This window comes from Thermonema rossianum DSM 10300 (genome assembly GCF_000426825.1).
GTDB classification, from domain to species: Bacteria; Bacteroidota; Bacteroidia; order Cytophagales; family Thermonemataceae; genus Thermonema; species Thermonema rossianum.
In genome coordinates this window covers 28586-54296 of the sequence record NZ_AUGC01000010.1, presented here as the reverse complement: position 1 = coordinate 54296, position 25711 = coordinate 28586, and the positions used below count along the sequence as shown (strand labels likewise).

The window sequence follows — 25711 nt, the reverse complement described above, 5'->3', positions numbered from 1 at the left end:
GTTCAGATACAACTGACTTAAAACTCTTTTCCATTAGTGGTACGTAGCATTTATTTAAGTAATAAACGGAACAGTTAATGGTTGCCCAATATTTTTAATGTATGTAAATTTTGGGTGTTCAGAACTAAAACATTTATTTATAAATTTAATGAATATGTATCCCAATCTAACCAAACTACATCATTAAATTCCTTTACGGCATTCAAAATTATCCAATGCTTCATTTTGTGAGCAGCATTAAACTTTATTTCATTCGGTGCGTCATCAAAAACTTTATGTACGTATAATCCTTTATCGGATAAAACTTTTGCCATTTCCTTCGTGTCTGCATAAAAAATAAGTTCTTGTCTATACCAGTAATTTAATTGCAATGATTTATCAATCTCTTGAATAACTTTATCTGGATAACTAACTTTACCATTTCTTCTGTAAAAGTATAAACCAGAAACAAATGTGACTTTTCTAGTATTCATTGTAATTCATCTCTTAATTTGTTCTATTTAGGTTTTCGCATATTACAAGTTTTACATAAATCCATTTTTTTATAGTTTTTTACAAGGTTTTGATAGGATTCACTCTGTAATACTTCTTCAAGAGTGGTATCCTGGATATTGCCAAAATATCCTAACGTCTTACGCTGTTCATCCGGTGCACAGCAAGGGGAAATAACTCCTTCAGCAGAAATCCAAAGTTCTTTATTTAGAAATGGGCATTCATAATGTTCTGGAACTTCATGTTGCTCTTCAGGTTGTAAGGGAAATATTTGTTCCAACAGTACTTTTTGTCCGTTGGGTCTTAAGAATTTTTCTCGTACCTGATACGCCTCTTCTACATATTGATTCCATTGTACTATGCTTTCGGGGCTTACTTTAACAGATAAGTGTTTAATTTCTTCAAAATGTGCCCATAGATGATGTCCTTTCACTCTGTCTACACCTAATTCTGCAGCTAAACGCACAATATCCGGCAATTCGTGCATGTTGTTTCGCATAAAAGTGAGTTGAAAAGTTACACGGCAGTAATGTCCTGTTTTTTGATAGTGTTCATCACGAATATTGATGAAAGTTTTTACATTTTGTAAGCTTTTTTCAAAGTTTTTGCCGATCATGACCTTTTCGTCTGTTTCCTTTTTAGCACCGTTCCAACTAAATTTTACATCCGTAGTGATAGGAACAATCCATTTTGCCCATTCTTCTACAGTTCTTCCATTCACTGAAGGAAAACTGCCATTGGTAGTAAGATTCATTTTTATGTTATACTTGTAACAAAACTCTACAATAGTGTCAAAATGTCTGTAAATTAAGGGTTCGCCCATCGTGGAAGGGATAATCTCTTTTACACCCAGTTTTTGCGCCTGCTTAAAGATTGGCTCTAACCACTCTTTAGGCATGCGCCTTCGCTTTCCGTTAAGTTTTTTACGAATATAATCCGAAAAAGGACTGTGCTCTTCGCACATGATACAATGAAAGTTACAATCCTCAGGATTGGTATCTAATGTTATTCGCCAGAGAGACAACTTTTGCATAGTTTTTTTTCTATTAGGCTTTCGTAAATTTTTTCTAATTCTCTACAATGACTTTGGATATCAGGAACTTGTCCGTCTTCAGAATACAGATATCCTCGTTTTCCGAGCTGTTTCATGATATTAGGATTCTGGACAGCATACTGCATTTTTTGTAATAAGGATTTGACATTACGATGTTCAAAGAGTAAGCCATTGACACCATCTTGCACATATTCAGCCATTCCTCCTACATTCGCAGTAATTACAGGAATACGGCATGCTTGGGCTTCATGAATCACCAAAGGAGAGTTCTCTGTCCATATACTTGGAACGACGATACAATCTATTTGGGAAAATACTTCATCGGCCAGGTTTTGGTTGATGTACTTTCCTTTAAATTCAATATTAGGGTTGGTAGCGGCTTGTTGCCTTAAAGCATTGGAACTTTGTTCATCTTTATAGCCCCAGATTAAGAGTTTTGCAGGCAATTGTAATTGATTAAATGCTTCAATAACCAAGTTGACACCTTTGGCAGGGATATGTGTGCCAATGTAACCAAAAGTAAAAACTTCATTAGATTTTTTGTGGATAGTGGGAGTAAGATAGTGTAAAGGGAAACCATAATCTAAATAGATGATTTTATCTTTGGGAACATGAAATTCATTTACGAAGCGGTTAAGTAAATATTTTGAAGGCGCAATAAAAAGGTCTGTTTTTGAGATAATAGCTTTAGTTTCTTTCATTCGTGCATTTATCCAGTTTGTCCAATATGCAATGTCTTGTTCTTCTAATTCGGGAATACCTGTGAAATAAGGACTGTAACAAATGGTTGCACATTTTTTATCTTCTTGTTTATCGCATAACTCCCAAACTTTGGTACCACAAGAGTTTCTTTGAAGGAATTGTCCTCTTGGACACATCAGCCAAAAATCGTGCAGGGTAAAAACAATGGGTATTCCATGGACATTCAGTACATCAATGATGCCCGTAGAAAGATGATTAAGATGTCCTACATGAGCAATATCAGGTTTTTGCTTAAGGAGTATTTGAGCAAAAGCAGCATCTAATTCTTTATGCCTGAAGCCATCTTTACCTTGTGCCATGTTCACATAAAAGAACTGAAGGTTTTCATGGCTTTTTTCATAGCGAACATGGAAATCAGGTAGATAAGGGTTTTCTTCGCGTGTCACTACGGTAACCTTATGTTTCTTAGACAGTTCATTGCATATAGATTGGCTGTAAACTTCTGAACCCGCATTATAATAAGGCGGATAACCATGTATGATTTTTAAGATATGCATAGAAAATTTGATTAAAATCTAAATACATTTATCGATTTAAGCCCAATTAAAAATACAAAAAAACATACTTCATAAAAATCAAATAATCCTTTTTTCAAATTTTTGACTATCATCCATATATTCATAAGAGATACTATCCCAAAAAGTGTGTAAAGTTGAACATTTCTAAATTTGAAAATGTAAACATTAAAAAACAATAACAATAGACGATGAAAAATCTAAATTTTACACAAGAGAAAGTTGCGAAAACCTTAGGAGAACCTGCTTTAAAAAAAGAATGATTTCCAAGAGGTTTAAAAAATCAGCTTTGAAGCGAGCATGCGGGCTGAAGGTGAACTCCATAACAAAAAAAGAAGATGATATGAGCAATGGACACCGCTATCGCAAGACCTTTGGACAAGGAAAACTACCGGAACTAAGAGTGCTGCGCAGTCGCCGGGGGAATTTCTATCCTATACTTTTGGCATTGTTGCGTAACCGGGAAGAAGAAGCCCGCAAACCGGAATTTAACTTGTGTGGTGCGGGGCTCACTACCGAACAGGTTGGGGAGATATTTGGAGACATTTATGGAAAACAATAGAGCAAGTCAAATCAGCCGGTTGTTTGAGTATGCCCGGTCGGAGGTTCAGGCGTGGTCAAGCCGGCCATTGAAATCATATTACCCCATCATTCTGATTGACGCAACTTTTATATACACCCGAAAAGCGGATCACGTAAACAAAGAGGCCTATTATACGATATTAGGTGTTCGAAAAGATCGCTCACGGCAGGTATTGGGCACTGTCAATTCCCCTACTGAAAGTGCTCAGGCATGGGAGGATGTTTTTGACGAGCTAAAAAGTCGTGTTCTTCAACAGAGGATGCCATATGGAAAAAAATTTCCTTCATCCCAACAATTATGCTCAATTCATTTGCAGAGAAATGTTCAAAAACGCGTCAAACCCAAAGATAAAGTCCAAGTAGCAGAAGGTTTAAAGATGTGTTCCGGACCGGCAACCGGCATGATAGCAGTATGAAGAGATGGCAACGTTGGATGAAATTTTGCCAAAAATGGGGGCATTATGCCAATGCTACCATTTTTTATTAGCAGTGCCCCGGAATACTTTCCCAAAGCTAAATTATGGGAAGAGTGAAAAAATGAGTAAAGTTGAAATTAGATTAAGAGACCATTACACACACAAAGATATACTACCGCACGGCTTTCAATCTACTAAAAAAGTATTTGCACGGTATTTTACTTTGCTTCATAAAAATGACTTTGGGACAATATGTTGCCACATTGCCCCAAAGCTTAAATAACAAGCTTCACGCTATGTTTAGAATGCAAAGCCGAGCATCAAGCCAAAACGCAAGCCAAAGCCGCTTCCCAAACCGGTGTTGAAATCATCTTCACTGCCGCTTTCTACCTTTACGTTGCCAACGTTGTACGAGGGTCCACCATAAAGTTCAAGTGTTACGGATTTGCCAAAATGCCACTGGCTACCAATAAGCAAGCCGGCACCTACAGAGCTCAATGTAGCCTTGGAAGTGTTGGAGTTGCCGTTGTCGTCACTTATCGTAGCTTCGAGGTTGTAGCTCTGATAACGTGGCGAAAGAGCCAAAAAGAAGCCTTGTACGGCATTGCCGGAAGGATAGAAACGGAACTCGGGCGTAATGCCAAAACCATTGAACTTGGTATCGCCTTGGTTCACCCCAAAAAGATACATCAAACCAAGCTGGGCACTCGTTTTGTCGCTCAAACCACGCTCATAGTTGAGATGAGCCGCACTCAGAAAAGGACTGAGTAAGTTCGTCTTGATTACATTTCTTTTTTCCGTTTGGGCAAACCCACCAAGGCTAAGCGCCACCAAAAACAAACTTAAGAACAGGTTTTTCATAATTTTTAAAAATTTAAATGTAAAACATGCTTATGCTTTTAGGCAAAGGGCGTGCCAAAAGCATTGGGCTGCTGAAATAATTGCAGCAGCCCAACATATTTAATTAAAAATCAAATTTTTATAACAAAAGTTACTTACTCACAGCTTGGAAAGCTTTTTCAATTGCCTGTGCCAAATCGGCAATGAGGTCTTCCACATCTTCCACGCCCACACTTAAGCGAATGAGCGTATCGCGCAAACCGGCTTTTTCACGCTCTTCTTTGGGAATGCTGGCATGGGTCATGGTAGCCGGGTGGCAACAGAGCGACTCTACCCCACCTAAAGACTCCGCCAAGGTAAAGACTTGCAGGTTGCTCATAAAAGCCTTCGCCAAGTCCATGTCGTCTTCTTTGAAAGTAAAAGACACCATGCCGCCAAAGTCTTTCATCTGTTTTCTTGCCACATGGTGATTGGGATGCGTTTCAAAGCCCGGATAATAAACTTTACCAACAGCGGGATGCTGTTCCAACCACTCGGCAATCACGCGCCCGTTTTCGCAATGTTGGCGCATACGCAGGTGCAGTGTTTTTATGCCACGTAAAACCAGGAAACAGTCCATGGGGCCCGGCACAGCCCCCACGGCATTTTGTAAGAAAGCAAGTTGCTCGGCAAGTGCCTCGTGCGAAGTAACCAACGCGCCCATCACCACATCGGAGTGCCCGCCAAGGTACTTGGTTACTGAGTGCATCACAATATCAGCACCTAAATCCAAAGGGTTCTGCAAATAAGGTGAAGCAAAGGTGTTGTCCACCGTCAACAGCAGCCCGTGTTTTTTGGCAATGCGTGCCACGCCAGCAATATCTATGATTTTCATGAGTGGGTTGGTGGGTGTTTCTACCCAAATCATGCGTGTGTTTTCATTGATATATTGCTCTACGTCCGCTACGTTTTCCATGTTGATAAAATGGAACTTCAAACCGTAGGTTTCATGCACACGCCGGAAAAGACGGTAGGTGCCGCCATACAGGTCGTTGGTAACAATGACTTCATCGCCGGGTTTAAGGGTGCGCATCAGTGTGTCGGTGGCTGCCAGACCGGAGCTGAAAACAAAGCCATATTTGCCGTTTTCAAGTGCCGCCAGGTTTTTTTGTAAGGCATCACGGGTGGGGTTATGGGTGCGCGAGTATTCATAGCCCTTGTGTACGCCGGGGGCCTCTTGTGCGTAGGTCGAGGTCTGAAAGATGGGGGTCATCACTGCCCCGGTCGAGGGATCAGGGTGTACGCCTGCATGTATGGCTTTAGTTCCGAATTTCATAGCTTATGTTTTTTAAAGTAAGAGAGAATACCTATGGTTCAAAGTTAAAAATAATATTGAAAGGGCAGCCTATACGGGCAATGCTTGGTTTAGATAAGCCCGGAAGGCTTCGAGCGAAGGCAGCAGGTGCCCCGCAGAACAACAACTGCGTGGAGTATCCAATAGTTTGGCTTGGTGCCGGAGCAAGCTTTCTGCCTCCGGGGGGGCAGAATATATGATGTAGTATGAGCGGTTTTCTGCCACACGCCCGTGCAGGCTTTCGTCAAAGAGTAACTCGTGAATTTTTTCTCCGGGGCGCAAGCCCGTGATTTGTTGAGGTGTATGCGGTTTCAGCCACCTGCCCAAATCTGCAATGCGCACCGCCTGCATCTTGGGTATGATTATTTCGCCCTCATGGGCATGATGCCGCACATATTCTATGGCTTGCAGCAACTGTGCCTCCGACAAGAAGAAACGGCTTGCTTCGGGGTGTGTAATGCGCAAGGTCTGCTTGTCGCTGTTCAATTGCTCAAATATCGAACCGCGTGCATTCACGAGGTTACCGGGACGCAAGATGCCAATGGCAGGCACCGGTGTGCGTTGCACATGGGCAATCAGCAGCTGTTCGGCGCAGCGCTTGGTGGCGGCATATACGCCGGCTGCCAAAAAGGCTTTGTCGGTAGAGATAAAGGTAATCTTGCGAACAGCATGCTGCAGGGCAGCAGTCAGCAGGTTTTGTGTTCCTGCTATATTGGTTTGTATGTATTCACCGGGGTAATGTTCTGCCAGAGGCACATGCTTCAGGGCGGCAGCATGCACTATTTCGTGGCAGGGATACTGTGCCAAAAGCTGTGTGATGCGTGCAAGGTCGCGTATGTCGCCTAATTCAAATCGAAGATGTGGATACTGTTTGCGTGGATATTGCTGCTGTAATTGTAAAATCTTTTGCTCATCACGACTAAGGGCAATCAAGGGGGTTTCGGGCTTTTTCGCCATCTGATATGCCAAAAAAGCCCGTCCTATCGAACCCGTCGCTCCTGTAAGCAGTGTGTATTGAGGGTGCATGTGTTTCAAGGTAAACAAGTAAGAGTCGGAAAGTCCTACTTTAAATTTTCTCTTCCAAAAGTTGTTCTAAATAAGGGACAAAGTCCAAGACTCGTTTACGAAAAGAATAGTTTTCCATTACTTTTTTTTGTCCGGCTTTAGCTATTCTGGCACATTCTTTTGGATGTTTAAGAAGATACTTCACTTTATCTAAACATTCTTCTTTGCTTTTGTAAGCTACTACTTCTTCATCAATTGTAAATATGTCATTTAAGTTTTCTTTATAGTCAGTCACCAAGCAAGTCCCAACTCCGGTAGCTTCATATAATCTCATATTTGCCGCTTCTGCGTTAGGAACAACATCTATATGTTTATTTAAGGTAATCATAGACTCAGCCAATACCTGATACATGTCTATACCAAAAACCCCCCCTTGATTGATGGGGGCAAGTTTCCAAATAGCCCACCATTCTTGCCACTGCCGGTTAAGCAAACGTTGCCTTTGAGGGTAAGCCCATGGGAACCACTCTTTTTTCTCGTTTTTTTTAGGGAAGTGTGCCCCCCATAAGCTTAATTTTATATGCTTACTTAAAAAAACCAGCAGTTCCATACGTTCTCTATGAGCCTTTGAGAAAATAGACCCCACGAAACTCACCTCATAACGCTTTTCCTTGACTTGTTTCAAAGAGTCCATGATGGAAGTTTCGAAGCCAAAAGGGAAATAATACGCTCGCTTACCGGCACTTTTATAAAAGTCAGCCGTTAAACGCAGTGGCGAAAGCATTAAATCAAACTCTTGGAAGCGTGCCGGGTCATGTAATAGTATTCCGTCCCACCCAATAACCATCTTAATAGAGGGGACCTGTTGTTTTATGTTTTTAAGAAAATGATTGTCAAAAACATTATAGTCATGAGCGAAAAGAATATCAGGTTGATAATGCGCAATTTGGTGCAAAAGGACCTCTCTTTGCCAATCATCAGATTGCAGTTTGACATGATGCTCTTCTGCCCATTTTAGCTGGAGGTCCTTACAATTAGTAAGCACTTCCTCTACTTCATACCCCCCTAAGCTTTCCAAGTTCTTTTTCCAAAAATCAGAAAACCCAAACAAAGCGCCCATGAGAGCCTGGTATTGCTGCTCATACGAGGCACTTCTCAAAGACGGGCTACGCTGATATATACTCGTTGCCCCCTGTGAATACATGGGGCTGCCTTTAAATACTTTAACTTTACCCATTGCAGGTTGATTAACATTGTTTTGATTCAAGGATTGCATCTTTCATGCAATTGACCACATAATAAATTTGCTCGCCTGTCAGCTCCGCGTACATAGGAAGAGATAAGATTCGCTTTTGCATAGCATGGCTTTTGGGGAAATCCTCCGGGCAATGCCCCATATAAGCATAACACTCAAGAAATGGCAGCGCTCTTGGATAGTGAATAGCAGTTTGAATGGAATGTTTAGCCAAATACTGCTTTATCCAGTCTCTTTGTTCACATTGCACCACATACAAGTGAAACACATGTCTCGTATTACCGCGCACCTTGGGTGGCAGAATGCTTCCTCCAAGCTGCTCCTGCAGTAATTGAGTATATAGGCGGGCATTGGCAATGCGCTGTTCTGTCCACAATTCAAGGTATTTTAGTTTGACAGAAAGGACAGCTGCCTGAATGGTGTCAAGGCGGCTGTTACGCCCCTCAACGAGATGCTCATGTTTTACCAGCTGTCCATGATTACAAAGTCTGCGTATGGTCTCTGCAATGCGCTCATCATCTATAAGTATTGCACCGGCATCACCATATGCTCCCAAATTTTTTCCGGGATAAAAGCTAAAGCAAGCGGCATGGCCCCAATTCCCAGCCTTTTTTCCTTCAATACTTGCTCCATGAGCCTGTGCACAGTCCTCTATAACAATGAGTTGATGTTTCTGAGCTATTTGCATAATAGCCGGCATGTTTGCTGCCTGCCCATAAAAATGAACCGGGATAATTGCCTTAGTCTTCGAGGTAATTTTACCCTCTATAAGTTGAGGGTCAATACAATAATAATCTTCTTCTACATCTACAAAAACAGGGACAGCGCCCACATTACTTACTGCCTCTGCAGTAGATATCCATGTATAAGCAGGAACGATCACTTCGTCGCCGGGTCCTATACCAAAGGCTTTTAGCGCAACTTCAATGGCATCTGTGCCATTGCCACACGAAACGCAAAATCTTCTGCCTATATATTGTGCAAATGCTCTCTCAAATTTAGCCACCCACTCTCCACCAATAAAAGAGGCTGAGTCGAGAACTTGCCAGATAGCTGCATCAATCTCTTCTTTTATGGAAAGATATTGAGCCCGCAAATCAACAAAAGAAACATTCATAGAACTAATCTTCCTTTAAATGAAACTCTATTTTTTTTCCTGCTATGTAAGTGTAAGGAGGAGGGAAGCCCGGCATAGAGGTAGCTCTAATGTGACGCTCAATTTTTTCTTTGGGCCACCTCCAATTTATACATTTAATCTGTTCTACTTCATTCCTGTAGTGAATAGATGTTCCATGAGTAGGGATTCTGTCACTTTGTGCAATAGGCTGATACTCTCCCCTGATGATATCTTCTATATGTTCTTGAAACAAAATAAGCGACTCCTCAAATGTCTTCTGATAAAGTTCTTTTACAAACACATCAGCAGGAATGGGGAAGCGCCGTTCAAACAAGATATCCCCTCCGTCAATATCTTCATTCATCACATGCAGTGTCGTTCCAAACTCTTTTGCTCCATCCAATATGGCAAACGAAAATTGATTACACCCCCGATATTCAGGTAAAGGCGCCATATGAAGATTGACAGCAAGCTGCTTGGCCTTTTGAATGTGTTTCTTCTTCAAGATTTGATGATACTGCACCGATATTAAAACATCTACGGGCGCCATCGTTTCAAGAGCAGCAATATCTTCGTATACGGGCACGCCAAAAGATGTTGCCAAGTCTCTGACACTTTTATTTTTATCAAAACGGGTATTGTCGTTTGTAAAAACAGCAGTCACTTTTATACCGAGCGAATCCTGCCGGGAAAAGAGATGTTGAAGGCACTCGTAGCCAATGGGCTTAGAACCAAGAAATATGACTGTCTTCATGAGAGGAACGCATTTGTGTGTAAATCTTGTCTATAATTTCAACAGTTTTCAGCCCCTCAAGGCCATTAGTAGCAATAACTCCTTGGTTGTTGAGCACCTCTATTACATTATCATACACTTTGTCGTGATTAGACATAGACCCCAAATACTTGCCATAGTTGTTAGGAGGGTTGCCGGGCGGCAAGTTTGAAATTTGATAGTTTTCTATGCATTGATACTCTAATTCATTCAAATACTGCCCTCCTATTTTCACAGTTCCTTTTTCACAGAATAGAGTGAGAGAGCCTTCCATATTTTGCCGGTAACTATTGACCGTGTAGTTGATAGTGCCAATAGCTCCATTATAAAACTCCAACACTACCGCGCCACAATCTTCAAACTCAATAACTCCTTGATGAGCTGCGTTTCTACCCACCGCAGCGACCCTCTTCACATCGCCTACCATCCAATAGAGAAGATCAATAAAGTGACTAAACTGTGTATAAAGAGTACCACCATCTAAAGCCTTGGTGCCTCGCCATGGAGAGCTGTTATAATATTCTTCATTTCTATTCCAGAAGCATGAAAGCTGCACACTCAGCACTTTACCCAATACACCTGCATCAAGTAGTTTTTTCACCTCTGCAACCGGTGGGTTAAACCTATTTTGCTTGACAATAAAAAGGCGCTTATTTGCCTTCTCTGCTTCATTGATCATTTGATGACAATCCAACACGCTTGTTGCCATAGGCTTTTCGCATACGACATGACAGCCAGCACGAAGTGCCAGGATAGTATGCTGGGCATGCAGCCCATTAGGCGAGCAAACAGCTACCACATCAATCGATTCACGGGCAAGCATTGTCTGTGCATCAGCATAAAATGTTGCACCATATTCCTTGGCCAGCTGCTCTGCTTTGTGAAGTTCTATATCACACACTGCCACCAGGTCGCCTCTATTACTTATATGGAAAGCATGCCTTTGCGCTATCCGCCCGCAACCTATAATAGCAAATTTCAATCTATTACCTTTCATTGTCATTCAATTCAATAATAGCGTAATTAATATTGTTCTTTTCCAAGTAACCTATTTGAATCTTTGCAGCGGGATACTCTTTCAAGGTACCTTCCCGGACAAATACTTCCCAGCTTTCAGGGCTCCAAAAATTAATGTGCCCTGCAAATGTATCCTTCCGCCCATCAGGTACTGTAAGCACCAACATCTCTTTTGTCATAGAAAGCAAATGACTAAGTGCTTTGGCAGGGTATAATAAATGTTCCAAAACTTCTGTACAAAAAAGAAGGTCAAAAGAAGAAGTATATTGCTCAAAGTCTTGGTAGATGTCAAACACATGAAAACTAATATGGGGAAAGCGTTGGGAGGCAACGCGAATAGCCGCTTCTGAAAAGTCCAAACCAGTCATGGCATACCCAGCCCCAGCTGGCTCTAAGCTATCAGTCAAATATGCAAGCAAATCTCCCGGTCCGCAACCTACATCTCCAATTTGTACACTCTGTTGTGCTTTTCGGGCAGTCAACTCACTTACTTTCTCCCTCACAAGAGAGATCACTTCTTTATAGAACTGCAACCGGTCAGGGGATAGGTACTGCCTTACAGCTTCTTCATTGGAGTAATACTCGTTGGTCCTTTGCCGGGTATTATGCTCAATAGCAGAATAAACCGGTATACCCTGTGCCATGGCTATAGGTTGTTTTTTTGCTTTTGAGTGAGTCGGCAAGCGCCTAATATCGTATCCTAAACCATGAAGTATTTTCTTTATAACCTTTTTCAAAAAAGTCATTTTCTAAGTTATTTATGTTTCCACATGTGTTCAAAGAGTACTCCGGGGTGACTTGCAGGCACTACTTGACCTGTTCCGAAAAAATCGCCATTTTCTACACACAGTACACACGCATCTTCGAGCCAGTCTTGAATTTCCCCTTGGCTTCGAATCATTACATTTAAAATATACTCTCCTGATGTAAGAGGGAGTCGCGGAATATGACAAAGCAGGCGACCTTCACCTGTAAGTTGCTGAAAATTGCTGCACAAATACTCGGTAGAAAGAGTAGTAACCACAGTCCCATCGAAACGCCGTAAAGAGAGGGCTACCATCACATCTTGCAGGGGGGCTTCTCTTGACACCTTATAAGCAAGCTCTATATTGACAGCCTGCCCGGTAAGTATGGTATCTATTAAATTGCCTTGAGTATCTGTAATGCATAGCTCTTGGACCCGAATCTCTCCTCTTCCACTTCTATCATTCCGGCTCATTAGCGGTATCGATACTTGTTGTCTTACCTGCTTCGCATAATATTGAATGACCTCATCTATATTCTGTGACTGATACACTACTCGACCTTTATCCAAAACAACACCTGAATGACACAGATGCTGTACACTCGCCATGTTATGACTCACAAACAGCACTGTGCGCCCCTGCCCGCTGCTCACTTCTTTCATTTTACCTACTGCCCGTTTTTGAAATTCGGCATCTCCTACCGCCAATACTTCATCTACAATGAGAATATCGGGCTCCAAGAAAGCAGCTACGGCAAAGCCCAGCCGCACACGCATACCTGAAGAGTAGCGTTTCACCGGGGTGTCGGCATACTTGGCAATACCTGCAAAGTCAATAATATCATCTAACTTTTCTTTGATTTCCCGGCGGCTCATGCCCAGTATAGCGCCATTCAGGTAGATATTTTCAATGCCTGTCAGCTCCGGATGCATGCCGGTGCCAACCTCCAGCAAAGAAGCTATGCGTCCTCTTATTTTCACACGCCCGCGTGTAGGAGGCGTGATTTTAGAGAGAATCTTCAGGAGTGTGCTTTTTCCTGCCCCATTCTTGCCGATGATACCGATTACTTCCCCCTCTTTGATTTCCAGATTGATATTTTGTAGCGCCCACGTATAGGCGTCTTTTGTTTTATGGTTTAAATGATTGCTTTTATCCAAAGGTACGGTAGGGTCTTCCTTGCCCCGCAACTTGGCACTCAGACGCTTCAAATCATCCCGCAAGGTAGTGGCTCCTATCACCCCCAAACGATAGCGTTTCCAGACATCCTCTACATGTATTACTGTTTTTGCCATACCTCTTTGTTATACTGTATCTACAAATATACGCTCAACCCGGTTGAAGCTCACAACCCCTGCCAGCAAAACCACCACACACATAAACACGCTGTAAGCAAACCAAACAGGCTCAAAGAAACCCTCACCCAATAAAGCCAAACGAAACAATTCCATCAACGAAGTCAAAGGATTTAAAAGCAAATATTTTTGCCATTGAGGCGGCACCATCGATAAAGGGTAGATAACAGGCGTAGCATACATAAGCAGCTGCACCCCAAAACTCACGGCATGACGCAAATCATGATACTTGGTAGTCATTGCCGAGATGATGATACCCATTCCCAAGCCCAATATAACCATCAACAAAACCAACAAGGGAAGCAGGGAAAGTGCCCAAGACAAGTGAATGGGTGCCCCTTGCCAAAAGGCATATGCCGCGAATATCAAAAACAAGCCCAATTGTATCAAAAAGCCAATACCTGCGCTTATCACCTGCGACAGCGGCATGACCAAACGGGGAAAATAAACTTTTGAAAATATATTTTGATTGGCAACGAAGGTATCTGCGGTGGAGGTAAGGCATTTGGCAAAATACCCCCAAAATGTAGTGCCACACAAATAAAAAAGGAAAGGAGGAATGCCATCCGTCGGCAGCTTGGCTATATTGCCGAAAATCACCGTGTAAGTCAAAGTGCTCAGCAGCGGCGTAATCAAGTGCCACAAAGGACCTAAAATGGTTTGCTTGTACTGTGCCACAAAATCGCGCCGTACCAGCAGGATGACCAAGTCTCTATAACGCCATAATTCTCCGATATTCAGTTGCCACCAAGGTTTGTCCGGCTCTATCACTTCCGTCCATTCTTGCTCTTGCGATGCCAAGTTCTTCACACTATGCTTTTCCATGAATTTTTAAACGCTGTTCATTTTTCAAAAATAGGAATTTTAGTGTTTTCAGCGTTGAATGATGATTCGATATACAAAGAAACGCTGCCCGTCACTGATTTTCAAAAAGTAAAGACCGGCAGGCAAAGACGAAGTGTTCACCTCATATTCAGCGGGTGTGGCAAAAGAATCGAAGCGGTACTGCCATACCTGTTCTCCCCGCGTATCGTAGAGCCGGCAATCTACTGCCACTTGCCGGTCATGTACCCAGCGAAGCCTAAATGACTGATTCGCCGGATTAGGTGCCGGTGTGTAAACATAAAAACCATCCCGGGTAGGTATGCATTTTTCGTTGTCTGCCGGCTGGGCGTCCTCATAGTTAAGCAAGTCCACCGAGGCACAAAGGTAATTCCTGTTTATTAAGTCTTCTCCCGTGAGCGAGAGGGGTACTTCCACCTCCTGTGATTGCCCACTATTAAGCAGTGCAGAAACAGTAGTGTCTGCGACAAGCTCCCCGCCGGCAGTCAGGCTTATTTTAAACGAAGCGATGGCAATGTTTCCATTATTGGTAACCGTCAGCTTAGCCGTCTTTGCATCGGCAGGCAGCCACAGGCTGTCCAAGACTAAATCACGATCCAGCTTGCCCACTTCTATATCTTTTGCAAAGGAACTACTGCATCCATCCACGCTGGTAGCCGTAAGCTCTACCCGGTAAATGCCGGGCAATGCATAGACATGCGAGGGGGACACGGCTGTAGATTGCGAGCCATCGCCAAAGTCCCATATGAAACTTACTCCCCCACTGCTCTGATTGAAGAAATCGATGCTCAGAGGATTGGTTTCAGAGGGGGCGCTTGTAAATAAAACCACCGGCAACCCTTTCACATCCACATTCTGACGATACAGATTATCACAACCATTGGGCGAAAATACACGCAAGCTTACTTCATGCATTCCGGATGTGGAAAAGAGCAGGAAAGGGTCCGCTTCTGTACTCACTACTTGCCCATCGATAGCCCACTCGTAAGCAGTGATGCTCCCTGTGCTCTGGGAAAAAAACTGCACGGCACTGCCCTGACAAATCAAGGCAGGGGGCTCAAAATACGCCACAGGACTCTCAATAATAGAAACCGTTTTTGAGACAGAAGCCATACAGCCACCGGCATCTTGGATGGTCAACTGCACGAGATAGTCCCCCGGAGCAGTGTATATCTTTTGGGGATTGGCTTCTACGGCATAAGTACCGTCGCCAAAGTCCCAGTAATAACCATTTATTGCATCAGGCGGGTTGAAGCTCCATGTGCTCATGTCCTCAAAAGTAAGCTCGTTATTCACACAAGCGTTGCCCGTATATTGAAAATCAGCCACAAGGGCATCTGAAATAGAAACAGTTTTCACTGCTGTAGTCACACAGCCATTGAGTGCCTGCGCCGTAAGCGTTACCGTATAATTGCCGGCAGAAGCATAGGTATGCACTGGGCTCTCGGCATTCGATACCGGACTGCCATCACCAAAGTCCCATGTCCATTGTGAGATATTGGCAAAATTGCCGGCACTGTTGTTTGTAAAAACAGTAGTTGCGCCCAGACACTGTCCGGAAAAACTGAAATCTGCAACAATGCTGTTGTTATCGATATTTAAATTGTCTTCGTAGATAGCTTGCGTTCCATCTCCTTGTGTAGCCACCATGACCACACGCCGGCTTCCTAATCCATGATAACTCACCATAGGGTTGGGGTCCGTTGAGTAAACGTCGCTTGCATCGCATGCATCAAACGACAAACGATGCACAACGCGGGTATTATAGTTCGCCGCCCACAAATGCAAAATACCCTCGTAAAAGTAGCCTGTTATACCTTGCACATATTTTATCGATGTATTTTGAGTTTGGACCATAGGCGTAGAAGTGATGTCTCCGGAAAAAGCTACATACTTTACTTCTCCATTAGTACTAAACTGAGTACTAAACTGCGATAAAAAGACAGTATGCACTTTTTCACCCACACGCAAGCTGTAGCTTCCTCCCGGGCGGCTGAGCCCGATTGTGGCACTTCTGTCATATACAGTGGGCGTATTTTCAAGTCCTGCGGCAAAATCCAAAAGGTATATTTTATTTCCTAACAACCCCAACACCCACGCATATACCCTGCCGCAGTCTTCAAAAACGTCAACATTCCATATATAATCACCTGCGGAAAAGCTTACTTCTTGTATAATGCTGCTTGCATCAATGTTGTTCGTAATGGAACTGCCAAATTTCACCACATAAAGTTTGTTGCTTGTGGCATTGGTTATTAGCATATAATAATTCCCGCCTTGCTTTACAAGTTTAAGCCCCCGGCTCAGCGCCGGCAAGCCCAAATCTCCCAAACTGGTTGCCGTAGGCGTGTTGCCGAGGCTATTGCCAAAGCTGAGCCTCACAAAAGATTTGCTCCCGCCCGTGTACCCTGTGTTTGCCACAATGGCATACCATTGCCCGTTTTCTTGGATAAAAGAAATAGGTTCCGGTTTATCAAAAAAACTTAAATTAAAACGCTGTGGTATTCCTTGTGGGGCATTGAGTGGCGAGTTACCCAAGCGGACGCGAATCAGTTCGTTTGTTTCACGGCTGGTGGTAAACAAATAATAATTATTGCCATCGAGCAGTAACTGAGGATTGGTAGGGACCGAACCATCCAAGAGCAAGGCTTCTGTAACAGAAGGCGCCTGCTCCAGCGCATCGGTGCAGAAATACCACTCCCAGGCGTTGGCAGAAGGCGCCGGATTGCTCAATGCCACGGGGCTGTCCGGACAAGCAGAAGCGGGTAGTCCAAAGCCGGTAGCGGTATCTACCGTGCACTGCGCAATTGCATCATACGCTGCAAAAGAAAGCAGGCTAAATAATAAGAGAAAGAGCAAGCCTCCACTAAGCCTCATAAAGCCAAATATTTTTTACTATATACGTTTGCGTATGAAAATGTCATTTCAAAATGGTGACTTCCGGACTAAGATACATAAAAATAGAAGGAAAAGATGTGGGGCGTGTCCGGCTGGTATTTCTGGGCGCAGGTCAAGAAGTCGGCCTCTTTGGCAAATATTTGTCTTCAATGCCCCCCCACCCCACTTACCTTATTGAAATACAAAAAATCGCTCCTATCTCTCTTTTCCGGCAGCTTAAAGAAATCACTTGGGGCAGTGAAACCGAAATCATAGGTTTAAGCATGGGGGCACGCATAGCCCTGTGGGCAAGTATTGCACTTCGCCCGGCACAGCTCTCGCTGATTGCCCCCGAGGGCATGCCTGCACACCCGCTGCTTTATTGGATGCTCCGTCCCCAAGCAGGCTTTCTATGGGATTGGTGGCATGCCTTGCTTCCCTTGATGCGCAAACACAGACACCATATCATGCAGTTTTTGGGCGCATATCCTCCCTTATCTTCCCAAAAACTTCGTACGCTGCGCGAACACTGGAGCGTTGCCGCCGCTTTTGAAGTATCGCCCCGTGCCCTTGAGTTGCTGACGCCTGTCCCCGTAACCATTTACCTCCCGGAACAGGACCGGCTTATTGCCTCAAAAAAGACAAAGCGTTTTTGGAAATCTTACCGGAATGTCGAGTTTTTTTTCACACATGAAACCCATGCAAACGCCCTGAAAAACCAGTGTTTCAACATTGTTTACAAAGAGTAATTTCAAAAAAATTACGTGGATTAAACCATCGTATAACTTTTGCATCTAAGAAAGTGAAGTCAAACCCAAAACACGAAAAACTATGAAACGAGTATTTTGGAAGTATGCAACGGTAGTAGCCCTTGCTTCTCTTGTAGGCTTGAGTGCTTGCAACAAAAAAGATGACGAGCCTACCATTCCCGAAGATGCCTATGTAGAAGACGGCAACGACGTACAAGCCGAGTTCGATGACTTGGAAAGCATCTCCATTGATGCTACTCTGCAAGCAGAAGCAGCTGCCAAACCTTCTGACGAAGGAGCGACCGCCCGTGCCAACGGCGTTGTGCGTGGTTGTGATTGTGTTATCACAATAGATAAACCTAATAAGAAAATCACCATTGATTTTGGTGAAGAAGGCGTGAAGTGTCAAGACGGACGCACACGCAAAGGAAAAATCATTATCACCTATACCGGTCCTTATATGGAGCCCGGCAGCGTAATTACCACCACTCCTGAAAACTATTTTGTAAGCAACCGTCGTGGCACCGGTTTTGTGCAAGTGGTCGGCACCAAAACTGTAACCAACATCACCCAACAAGGTGGCAATCCTACTCACCGTTTGGAAGCCGATGGTAAATTAATCTTCCCCGGCGGACTCGAAGCTTCTTGGCAGTCAACACGTGTGCGCGAATGGGTAAGCGGCTATGAAGACATTCAAAAATTGGACAACTCCTTTGACGATGTCTTTAAAATTACCGGTGAATGGTCCGGTACTGACCGCCGCCAACAAACTTACAATGCCGAAATATTAGAGCCCTTGACTATCAAAACCGAGTGTTTCCTCAGCCAAAACTATATGCCTGTTTCCGGTGTAGTGAGAATGGAAGGACCTCGTGCCATTCATGTAGTCAACTACGGCGAAGGCGAGTGTGACAATACCATCACGGTCACCATCACCAAGAAATAAGCCCAACATGCTAAATACCAAAAAGCAGCTACTTTAAAGTAGCTGCTTTTTTATTGTTGCAAACTGTACATGCATTCATGCGCAAGCTATTTTATTGACACGCCTTTCATGCCGTCCGCCTTCAAAGCCGGTCGTCAAAAAGGTTTTGACCATAGCTTTAGCTTCTTCCAACGACACAAACCGGGCAGGCAAGCAAATCACATTCGCATCATTGTGCTGACGCGCCAAGCGGGCTATTTCTTCGTTCCAACAGAGAGCAGCCCGTACCTTCGCGTGTTTGTTGGCTGTCATGCACACCCCATTGCCGGAACCACAAATAAGAATTCCCCAGTGTGCTTTTCCCTCTTCTACTGCTTGTGCTACAGGATGGGCATAATCCGGATAATCCACCGACTCGCTGCTGTGCGTTCCTACATCTTCAATCCGGTAGCCTGCTTCCGTAAGCATTTTTTTGATGGCTTCCTTATATTCAAAACCGGCATGGTCTGAACCAATAAAGACTGTTTCTTTTTCCATGATTCAATATGATTGCGTTGATTTTCCTTTTACAAAGTTAAGGAAATCATTCAACAAGCAGGCGAAAATGATGCATACCGCCATGCACAGAAAGCTGTAAAATATATAAACCACGGGACAGCTCATGCAGGTAAAAAGACGTTGCCCGTGGCATTTCGCCTTGCCTTAATAGTTTTCCGTCATAAGTATAAAGTTGCCACTTCAGGGCTCCTGCTTGTGTTCCGTCTGCACGGATCTCTACATGCACCGTTCCCCTGCTTGGGTTCGGATACAATCGAATTGCCGGCAACTGGCTGGTATCCACCGCTGTAGGGCTTTCTGCCACCCCCACAATAGTGACCCGCTGCCAAGCGGCAGGCAACAAATGGTCAAAGTCATAAGAAGCATTTTCCACGAAAAAGACGGTTTCGGAAGGAAAAGCATTCACCAAGTAAACCATTCCTGCCCCGCTTTGGTATAGGCTGCTGTCTGCCCGGTAAAAATGGAAGTAGTTGCCGCCGGCCGGAGCCACAGATGCAAGATGCACGGCATCGGATTCGTGTACCTCTATTCTATCCGGCACTTGTGCCGGCAAACAGGTACGCAAAGCAAGAAAACGCTCACGCGCCGCTATATACAAAGCTCTCAAGCTGTCGAGCGAAGGCGCAACCAATACCGCCCAAGCAACCCAAGCAGAGTCTTGCGCTGCAAGCTGCAAGTGCACCGTGCTCATCGCTGCCACATCGGCACCGCTACCGCCCGCCTGCCGGCGCTCATTCTCCATGGATGCCCACAGCTCGGCATCGGAAAAACCATCGTTCAGGGCAAGGCTGCCATTAGCACCATCTACGTCAAAGGCGTAGTAGGTCGTATCCACATTGCGAAAAGCATATAACAAGCCGATACCTGCATAATGCCCTTTATTGTCATAGGCATACAACATGGGCAACTGCTCATCCAGTTTGCATTCATTGAAAGTAGCATCGGGCAGATCAAAGTCATAGAAAACGCCTACCCGGGCCGTGTCTGCAAACGACTGATGATTATGCACACGATATTCTTGGAAAACGGCACCGGGCAGAAGCGAATCGATGTATAAGCGCTGGGTAACAGAGTATTTCGGCGTATTGTCCGGTTGAAGGAATGCATGCATCGCCACAGGGCTAAGCCATGAAGCCGTCGCCTGAAAATCGCTGTTCATACTGCCGGCATAGTCCGGCACAGTCCTCCACAGGCTGTCCTGTGTGGTAGCCATCACAAAGCCGGCAGCCCGCACATAAATGGTGTCATTCACCCGCATTCCCTGACTGTAGGGGTAGTCGTAAACTGCCAAATGCCCCGTTTCGCTATACCAATAATCCAATACCGCCCCGGCCATTGTGGGATAGAGTGGCGCAAATCGCAACTCTACGTATTCACGGAAAATGCCTTGGTCGGCCGTATATTCAACTTCTATATAAGCCGTATGGGCAGCCGGCATATCGGCAGCCCGTTCTATAACCAAAGCAGCTGCCGGCGTCTCCTTAGTTTCCATAGTAGCCATATCGCCTATATCTGCGGTTGCCGTAATTACATTCACATAAGGCGACAGGCTATTGATGCGCACTTGCACGTTCGTAGCCGGTGTCAACAAATTGGTGTGCTTCATATGGATGGCATACCGGTTGTTGCCCAAGGCATATATGAGCGGGTCGGACGGGCGCACGGCAAACGCATTGGTTTCTGTCAGTGCGCGGTAGATGTTCAAACGTCCCTTGCCCAACTTACCTTCAAAGCCCGGATTCAAAGCATCGATTTTATCGGTAGTTGCCATCAAGCGTGCCATCACTTGATAAGCATTCAATCCGGGGAAGTGGGCACGCACCAAAGCAGCGGCGGCACTCACTTGGGGTGCTGCAAAAGAAGTGCCCGAAATCGCAGTGGCAGGGCTGTAGTAGTCACTATCACTACGACTGTAGGTAGAGTAAATAGCTTGTGCAGGCGCTGCTATGTCCATATGGTAACCGAAGGTGCTGCCACTGCCCCAGCTTCCCCATTTTTGGTCGTTGGCATTCGTGCCGGACACGGCAATCACCTCCGGATAAACAGCAGGTGACCATTTTTCATCTTTGCCGCTGTTGCCGCCGGCAGCAACCAGTACAATATCGTAATAATCGACCATCAAGCGCAGCAGGTCGCGCTCAAACTCCGACTCCGGTTCTGTGGCTGTAATAGGACGCCCAAAAGACATATTGATGACCGAGGCACCTTGCGCCGCTGCATATAGCAGGGCACCGTCGAAGTTGAAATAAGTGAAATCGTCCGAAATGGCTTTGATAGGCAGATAACGGCAGTGAAAACCTGTGCCGGCAATGCCCTTGGCATTATCGGGGGTGGCACTGCTTACACCTGCTACCACCGTACCGTGATAAATACCTGTAAGGTCAGTATCATTGTTTCCCACGTCATAGTAAGCCGGATGCAGGTTGGCTTGCAAGTCTTCATGGGTGAGCCGGAAGCCGTAATCCACAATGGCAATTACCACCGACGGGTTGCCTTGCTCCACATCCCAAGCATCCAAGGCACCGATTTTATCGAGATAGTATTGGTAGTTAGGCGCACTGGCAGAGTCTAAGCCCGGATCATTGGGCGTATAAAGCGGTTGGTATTGATACAGCGGTTCTGCGTAAATTACTTCCGGCAAGCGCCGCAATGAATCAATGGCTTGCAGCAAGACATCCTTACTGCCTGCTTGAATAGTAAACAGCTGCTCCAAAAGAGCCGGTGGACGCTTGGCATAGGCATAGCGCCGGTGGCTTTGTTGCGGATAGCGTGGGGTAATTTGCAGGTGCTGCCCCTGATGTTTACGGGAAGAATGCGTATTTTCTTGCCACTTCTTTATTGCCGTGGGTTTTATCTTTACTACTCCGTAAAAGGTTTCCTGCTTATCTGACTGCCCCACAGCAGTCAATGGCAGCAATGCGATGAAAAAAAATACTACGATGCGCCTCATTAGCTTTTGCCATTTACTTTCTATAGTTCTTAATACCTTAAATTAAGAAAATGAAACCTTTTCGCTTAGCCGGCCATCAAATAGTTGTAGTAACAAGCAACTCTTTTTTGCTGATTGCGTGGATATTTGCCAATATTTATGGCATAGCCTACACCAACGACTCGGTCCATTTTGCAGCAGCAGGGCGTTCGTTCTGGCAAAGCGGGCAGTGGCTCACTGCCGACGGACAGGCGCTCGCGCACTGGCAGCCGTTATATCCCACACTGTTAGGCATTTTTTTAAATATTCCTTCCGGAGTTTTTATACTTCACCTCGTATGCCTTTTAGCGTTTATGCGTGGGCTATGGCTGCTCAAGCGCTCATTGCATTTGCCGGGGTGGGCATATGCCGCTATTCTGTGTCATCCGTTGGTGTTGACTGCTTTCTCGTTTGTGTGGACCGAAGCATTGGCGCTTCCTTTGCTTCTGTGGTTCCTTTGGTATTATATCCGCTTCCGTAATGCTCCTTTCAAACAACGCCTTCCCGCCTTCTTCTTAATAGTTGCCATAAGCTGGTGTCGCTTTGCCTTTTTGCCTGCCATTTATACTTTATTGCTCCGGGATGGACTCGCCGCCTCTGCTAAAAAAGAACGGTACTTTGCCGGTCAGCTGTTCATCGCCAGCTTGCTGGCCGTAGCTTTGTGGATAGGCTATGCCTATATGCATCAAAGCGATATGTTGCATAATTATGGCATGTGGGAAGGCAACTGGCGTCAAACCTTTATTTTTTACCTCTATGCATGGGGTAATTATTTTTTGCCTGCCACCGCTCAAATGCTGCTGCCCGTCGTAGCTTTTTGCAGTATGATATTGTTGAGCCGGTCTTTTCTTCGCGCCTCTCCCCCACAAGCACGCTATTTTCTTACTGCCGCCGGGGTAGAGCTGCTTTTTCTGCTGCTGGTAAACATACAGTCTTATGACGACCAAGTGCGCTACCTCCTGCCCGTTTGGGTATTTTGCCTGTTGGGCATGGGTGCACTTCCACTCATGCACACGCAAACGGCAAAGACAGTGTTCATTGTGTGGTGGCTTAGCCTGCTTGTCCGTGATGGGCATCATGCAATGCGCTGGCATGAAACCAGACGCCCCCCGGTAGCTACTGTGCAGCTGCCGACTCATATTCATGAAACGGCGCTTGTGCCAAAGGCAAACGCACATAAAAAGTGGTGCTTTTACCCGGCTCCGAGACAAACAGGATGCGCCCCCCTAAACGGCTGACAACCTTTTTCACTATGTAAAGTCCCAAGCCGGCCCCTTCGGAACGCTCGTGTCCCCGGTAAAACATTTTGAAAATATGGGGTTGAATTTTCAGCGGAATACCGACACCATTGTCTTCTATGGAAAGTATCAGGTTGCTATCCTGCACTTCGGCAACAATGCGTACCATAGGATGTGGTTTGGCGTAGTCAGCATACTTTAGCGCATTGCTCAACAAATTATTGATTATCAAACTCAAACTAAATTTATCTATCATAACCTCTGTATCGAACCTTACCTCATAGCGTATATCCACACGTTGGTCTTGATTCAAGTAATCATAGTGCTCTATGCTCTGCCGGATGAGTGTCTCCACATCTATCGGCTCGGCTTCGTTGTTATGCGCTTGGGTTTCAGAAACTGCCACTACCAATTGAATGGTTTCATCCAGCCGCTCAATACTTCGCTTCAAGTGTCCCACGCATTGCTGCACATTGTCTGCTGAGGGGTTGAACTCCATTAATTGTACGATTCCCAAAATTGAGCGCAAAGGTGCCCGCAGCTCATGCGAGGCATGATATACGAAGTTATCCAGCTCGTCGCTCAAACGCTGCAGCTCATTCATGTTGTGTTTCATATCGGAAATATCCTGCACCACCACTTCTGCCATGTTATTACCGGCTTTCTTGGCGGCAATCAGCCCCCATAAGTTTTTATGCTGCTGCACACGCAGAAGTGCCTCTTGCGGTGCCACCCTTCCCTTGCTTTGCAGTTCTTCTACAAAAGATTCATAAACCGTGCGCTGTGCGAAGAAACCGGCAAAATGACAAGCATTGTCCTTTAGGTTCAATATTTCCTGCGCCTTGGGACTGCTCTGTACTATCTTATTGTTTGATAAATCCACCAGCAAAACCCCTATCAAGTCGTTATCAAATAAGGCTTTGTACAATCCCTCTTGGCGCTCCAAATCCAGCTGTTTTTGGTGTAGCTCTTTCAATTGCCGGCGTATGGTACTCAGGATATAAGCAACCCGCCGGTACAACCAACGCACCTCCTTCGACGAACGGGGCGGCGCATCGACTATGCGATAAGTACGGTTCTGTACGGCGGCATACAATGAGCGCTCCAATTGAACAATTGGTTGAATCAGGCGGCTTCTCAAAAAAGCCGACAAAGGCAGGCCACACAGCAACAAACAGCTGATAAACAAAATAGCACTGTTCCAAAACTGCTCCTCTTTAAAAGTGCGCAGCTCTTCGGTACTCACTCCGGCGCGAAGGTACCCCAGCAGTTCCCCGTGAATTCCTCGAATCTCTGTCCGTATGTGCAAATACTCTTCCGTCCAGGATAAACTATCACCGGACAAATTGCCCGGAAAATCACAGCCGGCAGGTGCACTTATCCACAAGGTGCCGTCTGGTGCTTCCAGCCACACACACTTCACGGCTTTCAATGCGGCTATCTTCTCAATAAATTCCTTGGCTGCCTCCGGTTGTCCTAACTCTATAGGGGCAATACAATACTCGGCTGTCATGCGTAATTGGCTGAGGTAGTAATACACAAAGTGGCGCTTGTGCTGCTGGTAGCTGCCATGAAACATAAAATAAAAGCCCAGCAAGAGAGAAGCCCCTACTGCAATAAGAGTATAAAGTGTAATGCGCTTGTCTAAGGTCCAATACCTGCTCTTCCGTATTCTTATCATGATCACTTCACTACTTTTGCCAGCTTCAGCAGCCTGAAGTTTGCTACGAAGCCTTTTTGTGTGAGGATTCTTGTGTTTATTTCAAATTTCACTTTCCCCTCCGATTCGAAAAAATTCACCATGCTTATTTTTTGAGCATAGCCCGGAGTATCACTTACGATTAAAGCGCTGCTTTGTTGTATGTAAGGCAATATGTCTTGCAATCGTGCATCGGAAAGCCGCCCCAACCAAATAACATCAAAGGGGACGTGCAGCATGTCGTGCTCATCCCGGATGGGAACCACCTCAATCCCCCTTGCCTTTGCCATGCGTTCAGCATATGACTTTTGCAGCACATGCAACACCTCTGTGTCTTGGTAAACCCCAATCAAGAATACATTGTCACGAGGGCGGTGCAAGGCGGGCCATTCAATGAAATCGAACATCTTGACCAACAAAGCTGCTTTCAGCTGCAGCTCGTCTATTTTTTCGGTTTGCGCATAACCCGGCACAAGTGCCCCGCAATACCCCAACAGGTAACAAATAATTTTGAACCGTAAGCCATTCATGAAATGTTTGTGCAATAACAGTAGAGCTTCATAAAGGCAAAATACAAAACTTATCACTTATTTCCT

The 25711-nt window shown here is 44.9% G+C and carries 22 protein-coding genes; 4 read left to right on the top strand and 18 right to left on the bottom strand.

What is annotated here, in order from left to right; all coding sequences use genetic code 11:
- Positions 1-137: 137 nt before the first annotated feature.
- From K384_RS08130 to K384_RS08120, 3 genes are read right to left on the bottom strand one after another with little or no spacing between them, the layout of a single operon-like run.
- The gene (locus K384_RS08130) at positions 138-473 is read right to left on the bottom strand and encodes a hypothetical protein (RefSeq protein WP_038031246.1); all 336 of its coding nucleotides are present in this window, start codon (positions 471-473) and stop codon (positions 138-140) included.
- A gap of 23 nt (positions 474-496) precedes the next feature.
- On the bottom strand, positions 497-1525 hold the full coding sequence (locus K384_RS08125; protein WP_038031245.1) for a radical SAM protein: 1029 nt from the start codon (positions 1523-1525) through the stop codon (positions 497-499).
- Complete coding sequence (locus K384_RS08120) at positions 1498-2805, bottom strand: glycosyltransferase (RefSeq protein WP_051633251.1); 1308 nt, start codon at positions 2803-2805, stop codon at positions 1498-1500. The genes K384_RS08125 and K384_RS08120 overlap by 28 nt, the downstream gene beginning before the upstream one ends.
- A 277-nt stretch (positions 2806-3082) precedes the next feature.
- Between K384_RS08120 and K384_RS13750 the strand changes: the two genes are divergently transcribed.
- Positions 3083-3385, top strand: a complete 303-nt coding sequence (locus tag K384_RS13750; protein WP_051633250.1) for a transposase — start codon at positions 3083-3085, stop codon at positions 3383-3385.
- Positions 3372-3821, top strand: a complete 450-nt coding sequence (locus tag K384_RS13395; protein ID WP_245605293.1) for a transposase — start codon at positions 3372-3374, stop codon at positions 3819-3821. The genes K384_RS13750 and K384_RS13395 overlap by 14 nt, the downstream gene beginning before the upstream one ends.
- Before the next feature lie 300 nt (positions 3822-4121).
- Here the strand turns inward: K384_RS13395 and K384_RS08110 are convergent, their stop codons facing one another.
- From K384_RS08110 to K384_RS08060, 11 genes are all read right to left on the bottom strand, one after another.
- Entirely contained in the window at positions 4122-4682 is a 561-nt protein-coding gene (locus K384_RS08110) for a DUF3575 domain-containing protein (protein ID WP_038031242.1), read from the bottom strand.
- Positions 4683-4812: 130 nt separating this feature from the next.
- Positions 4813-5976: a cystathionine gamma-synthase gene (locus K384_RS08105; RefSeq protein ID WP_038031239.1), complete on the bottom strand. Its 1164-nt coding sequence runs from the start codon at positions 5974-5976 to the stop codon at positions 4813-4815.
- A gap of 69 nt (positions 5977-6045) precedes the next feature.
- On the bottom strand, positions 6046-7020 hold the full coding sequence (locus tag K384_RS08100; protein WP_051633248.1) for a polysaccharide biosynthesis protein: 975 nt from the start codon (positions 7018-7020) through the stop codon (positions 6046-6048).
- Positions 7021-7060: 40 nt separating this feature from the next.
- A complete protein-coding gene (locus K384_RS08095) occupies positions 7061-8266 on the bottom strand; it encodes a CgeB family protein (RefSeq protein ID WP_169737633.1) in 1206 nt (401 codons plus the stop codon).
- On the bottom strand, positions 8247-9371 hold the full coding sequence (locus K384_RS08090; protein ID WP_038031235.1) for a DegT/DnrJ/EryC1/StrS family aminotransferase: 1125 nt from the start codon (positions 9369-9371) through the stop codon (positions 8247-8249). The genes K384_RS08095 and K384_RS08090 overlap by 20 nt, the downstream gene beginning before the upstream one ends.
- Positions 9372-9375: 4 nt before the next feature.
- Entirely contained in the window at positions 9376-10125 is a 750-nt protein-coding gene (locus tag K384_RS08085) for a formyltransferase family protein (protein ID WP_038031233.1), read from the bottom strand.
- A complete protein-coding gene (locus K384_RS08080; RefSeq protein ID WP_157630104.1) occupies positions 10097-11146 on the bottom strand; it encodes a Gfo/Idh/MocA family protein in 1050 nt (349 codons plus the stop codon). Before K384_RS08080 ends, K384_RS08085 begins: the two co-directional genes overlap by 29 nt.
- On the bottom strand, positions 11130-11906 hold the full coding sequence (locus K384_RS08075) for a class I SAM-dependent methyltransferase (RefSeq protein ID WP_038031230.1): 777 nt from the start codon (positions 11904-11906) through the stop codon (positions 11130-11132). The genes K384_RS08080 and K384_RS08075 overlap by 17 nt, the downstream gene beginning before the upstream one ends.
- Positions 11907-11914: 8 nt before the next feature.
- On the bottom strand, positions 11915-13198 hold the full coding sequence (locus K384_RS13845) for an ABC transporter ATP-binding protein (RefSeq protein WP_038031228.1): 1284 nt from the start codon (positions 13196-13198) through the stop codon (positions 11915-11917).
- A 9-nt stretch (positions 13199-13207) separates the two neighbouring features.
- Positions 13208-14083 (bottom strand): ABC transporter permease, encoded by an 876-nt coding sequence (locus K384_RS08065; protein WP_038031225.1) that lies wholly within the window; start codon positions 14081-14083, stop codon positions 13208-13210.
- 48 nt (positions 14084-14131) lie between these two features.
- Complete coding sequence (locus K384_RS08060; RefSeq protein ID WP_038031222.1) at positions 14132-16978, bottom strand: PKD domain-containing protein; 2847 nt, start codon at positions 16976-16978, stop codon at positions 14132-14134.
- A 53-nt stretch (positions 16979-17031) separates the two neighbouring features.
- Between K384_RS08060 and K384_RS08055 the strand changes: the two genes are divergently transcribed.
- On the top strand, positions 17032-17727 hold the full coding sequence (locus tag K384_RS08055; RefSeq protein ID WP_038031219.1) for a hypothetical protein: 696 nt from the start codon (positions 17032-17034) through the stop codon (positions 17725-17727).
- Between the two features lie 82 nt (positions 17728-17809).
- Positions 17810-18673, top strand: a complete 864-nt coding sequence (locus K384_RS08050) for a hypothetical protein (RefSeq protein WP_038031217.1) — start codon at positions 17810-17812, stop codon at positions 18671-18673.
- A gap of 75 nt (positions 18674-18748) precedes the next feature.
- Here K384_RS08050 and rpiB read toward each other — a convergent pair whose 3' ends face one another.
- The 4 genes from rpiB to K384_RS08025 form a co-directional block, all read right to left on the bottom strand.
- Entirely contained in the window at positions 18749-19189 is a 441-nt protein-coding gene (rpiB, locus tag K384_RS08045) for a ribose 5-phosphate isomerase B (protein ID WP_038031215.1), read from the bottom strand.
- Between the two features lie 46 nt (positions 19190-19235).
- A complete protein-coding gene (locus K384_RS13390) occupies positions 19236-22160 on the bottom strand; it encodes a S8 family peptidase (RefSeq protein WP_051633247.1) in 2925 nt (974 codons plus the stop codon).
- A 1134-nt stretch (positions 22161-23294) separates the two neighbouring features.
- Entirely contained in the window at positions 23295-25097 is a 1803-nt protein-coding gene (locus tag K384_RS08030) for a sensor histidine kinase (RefSeq protein WP_038031211.1), read from the bottom strand.
- Positions 25098-25099: 2 nt separating this feature from the next.
- Positions 25100-25645: a YfiR family protein gene (locus tag K384_RS08025; RefSeq protein ID WP_038031208.1), complete on the bottom strand. Its 546-nt coding sequence runs from the start codon at positions 25643-25645 to the stop codon at positions 25100-25102.
- Positions 25646-25711 lie beyond the last annotated feature (66 nt).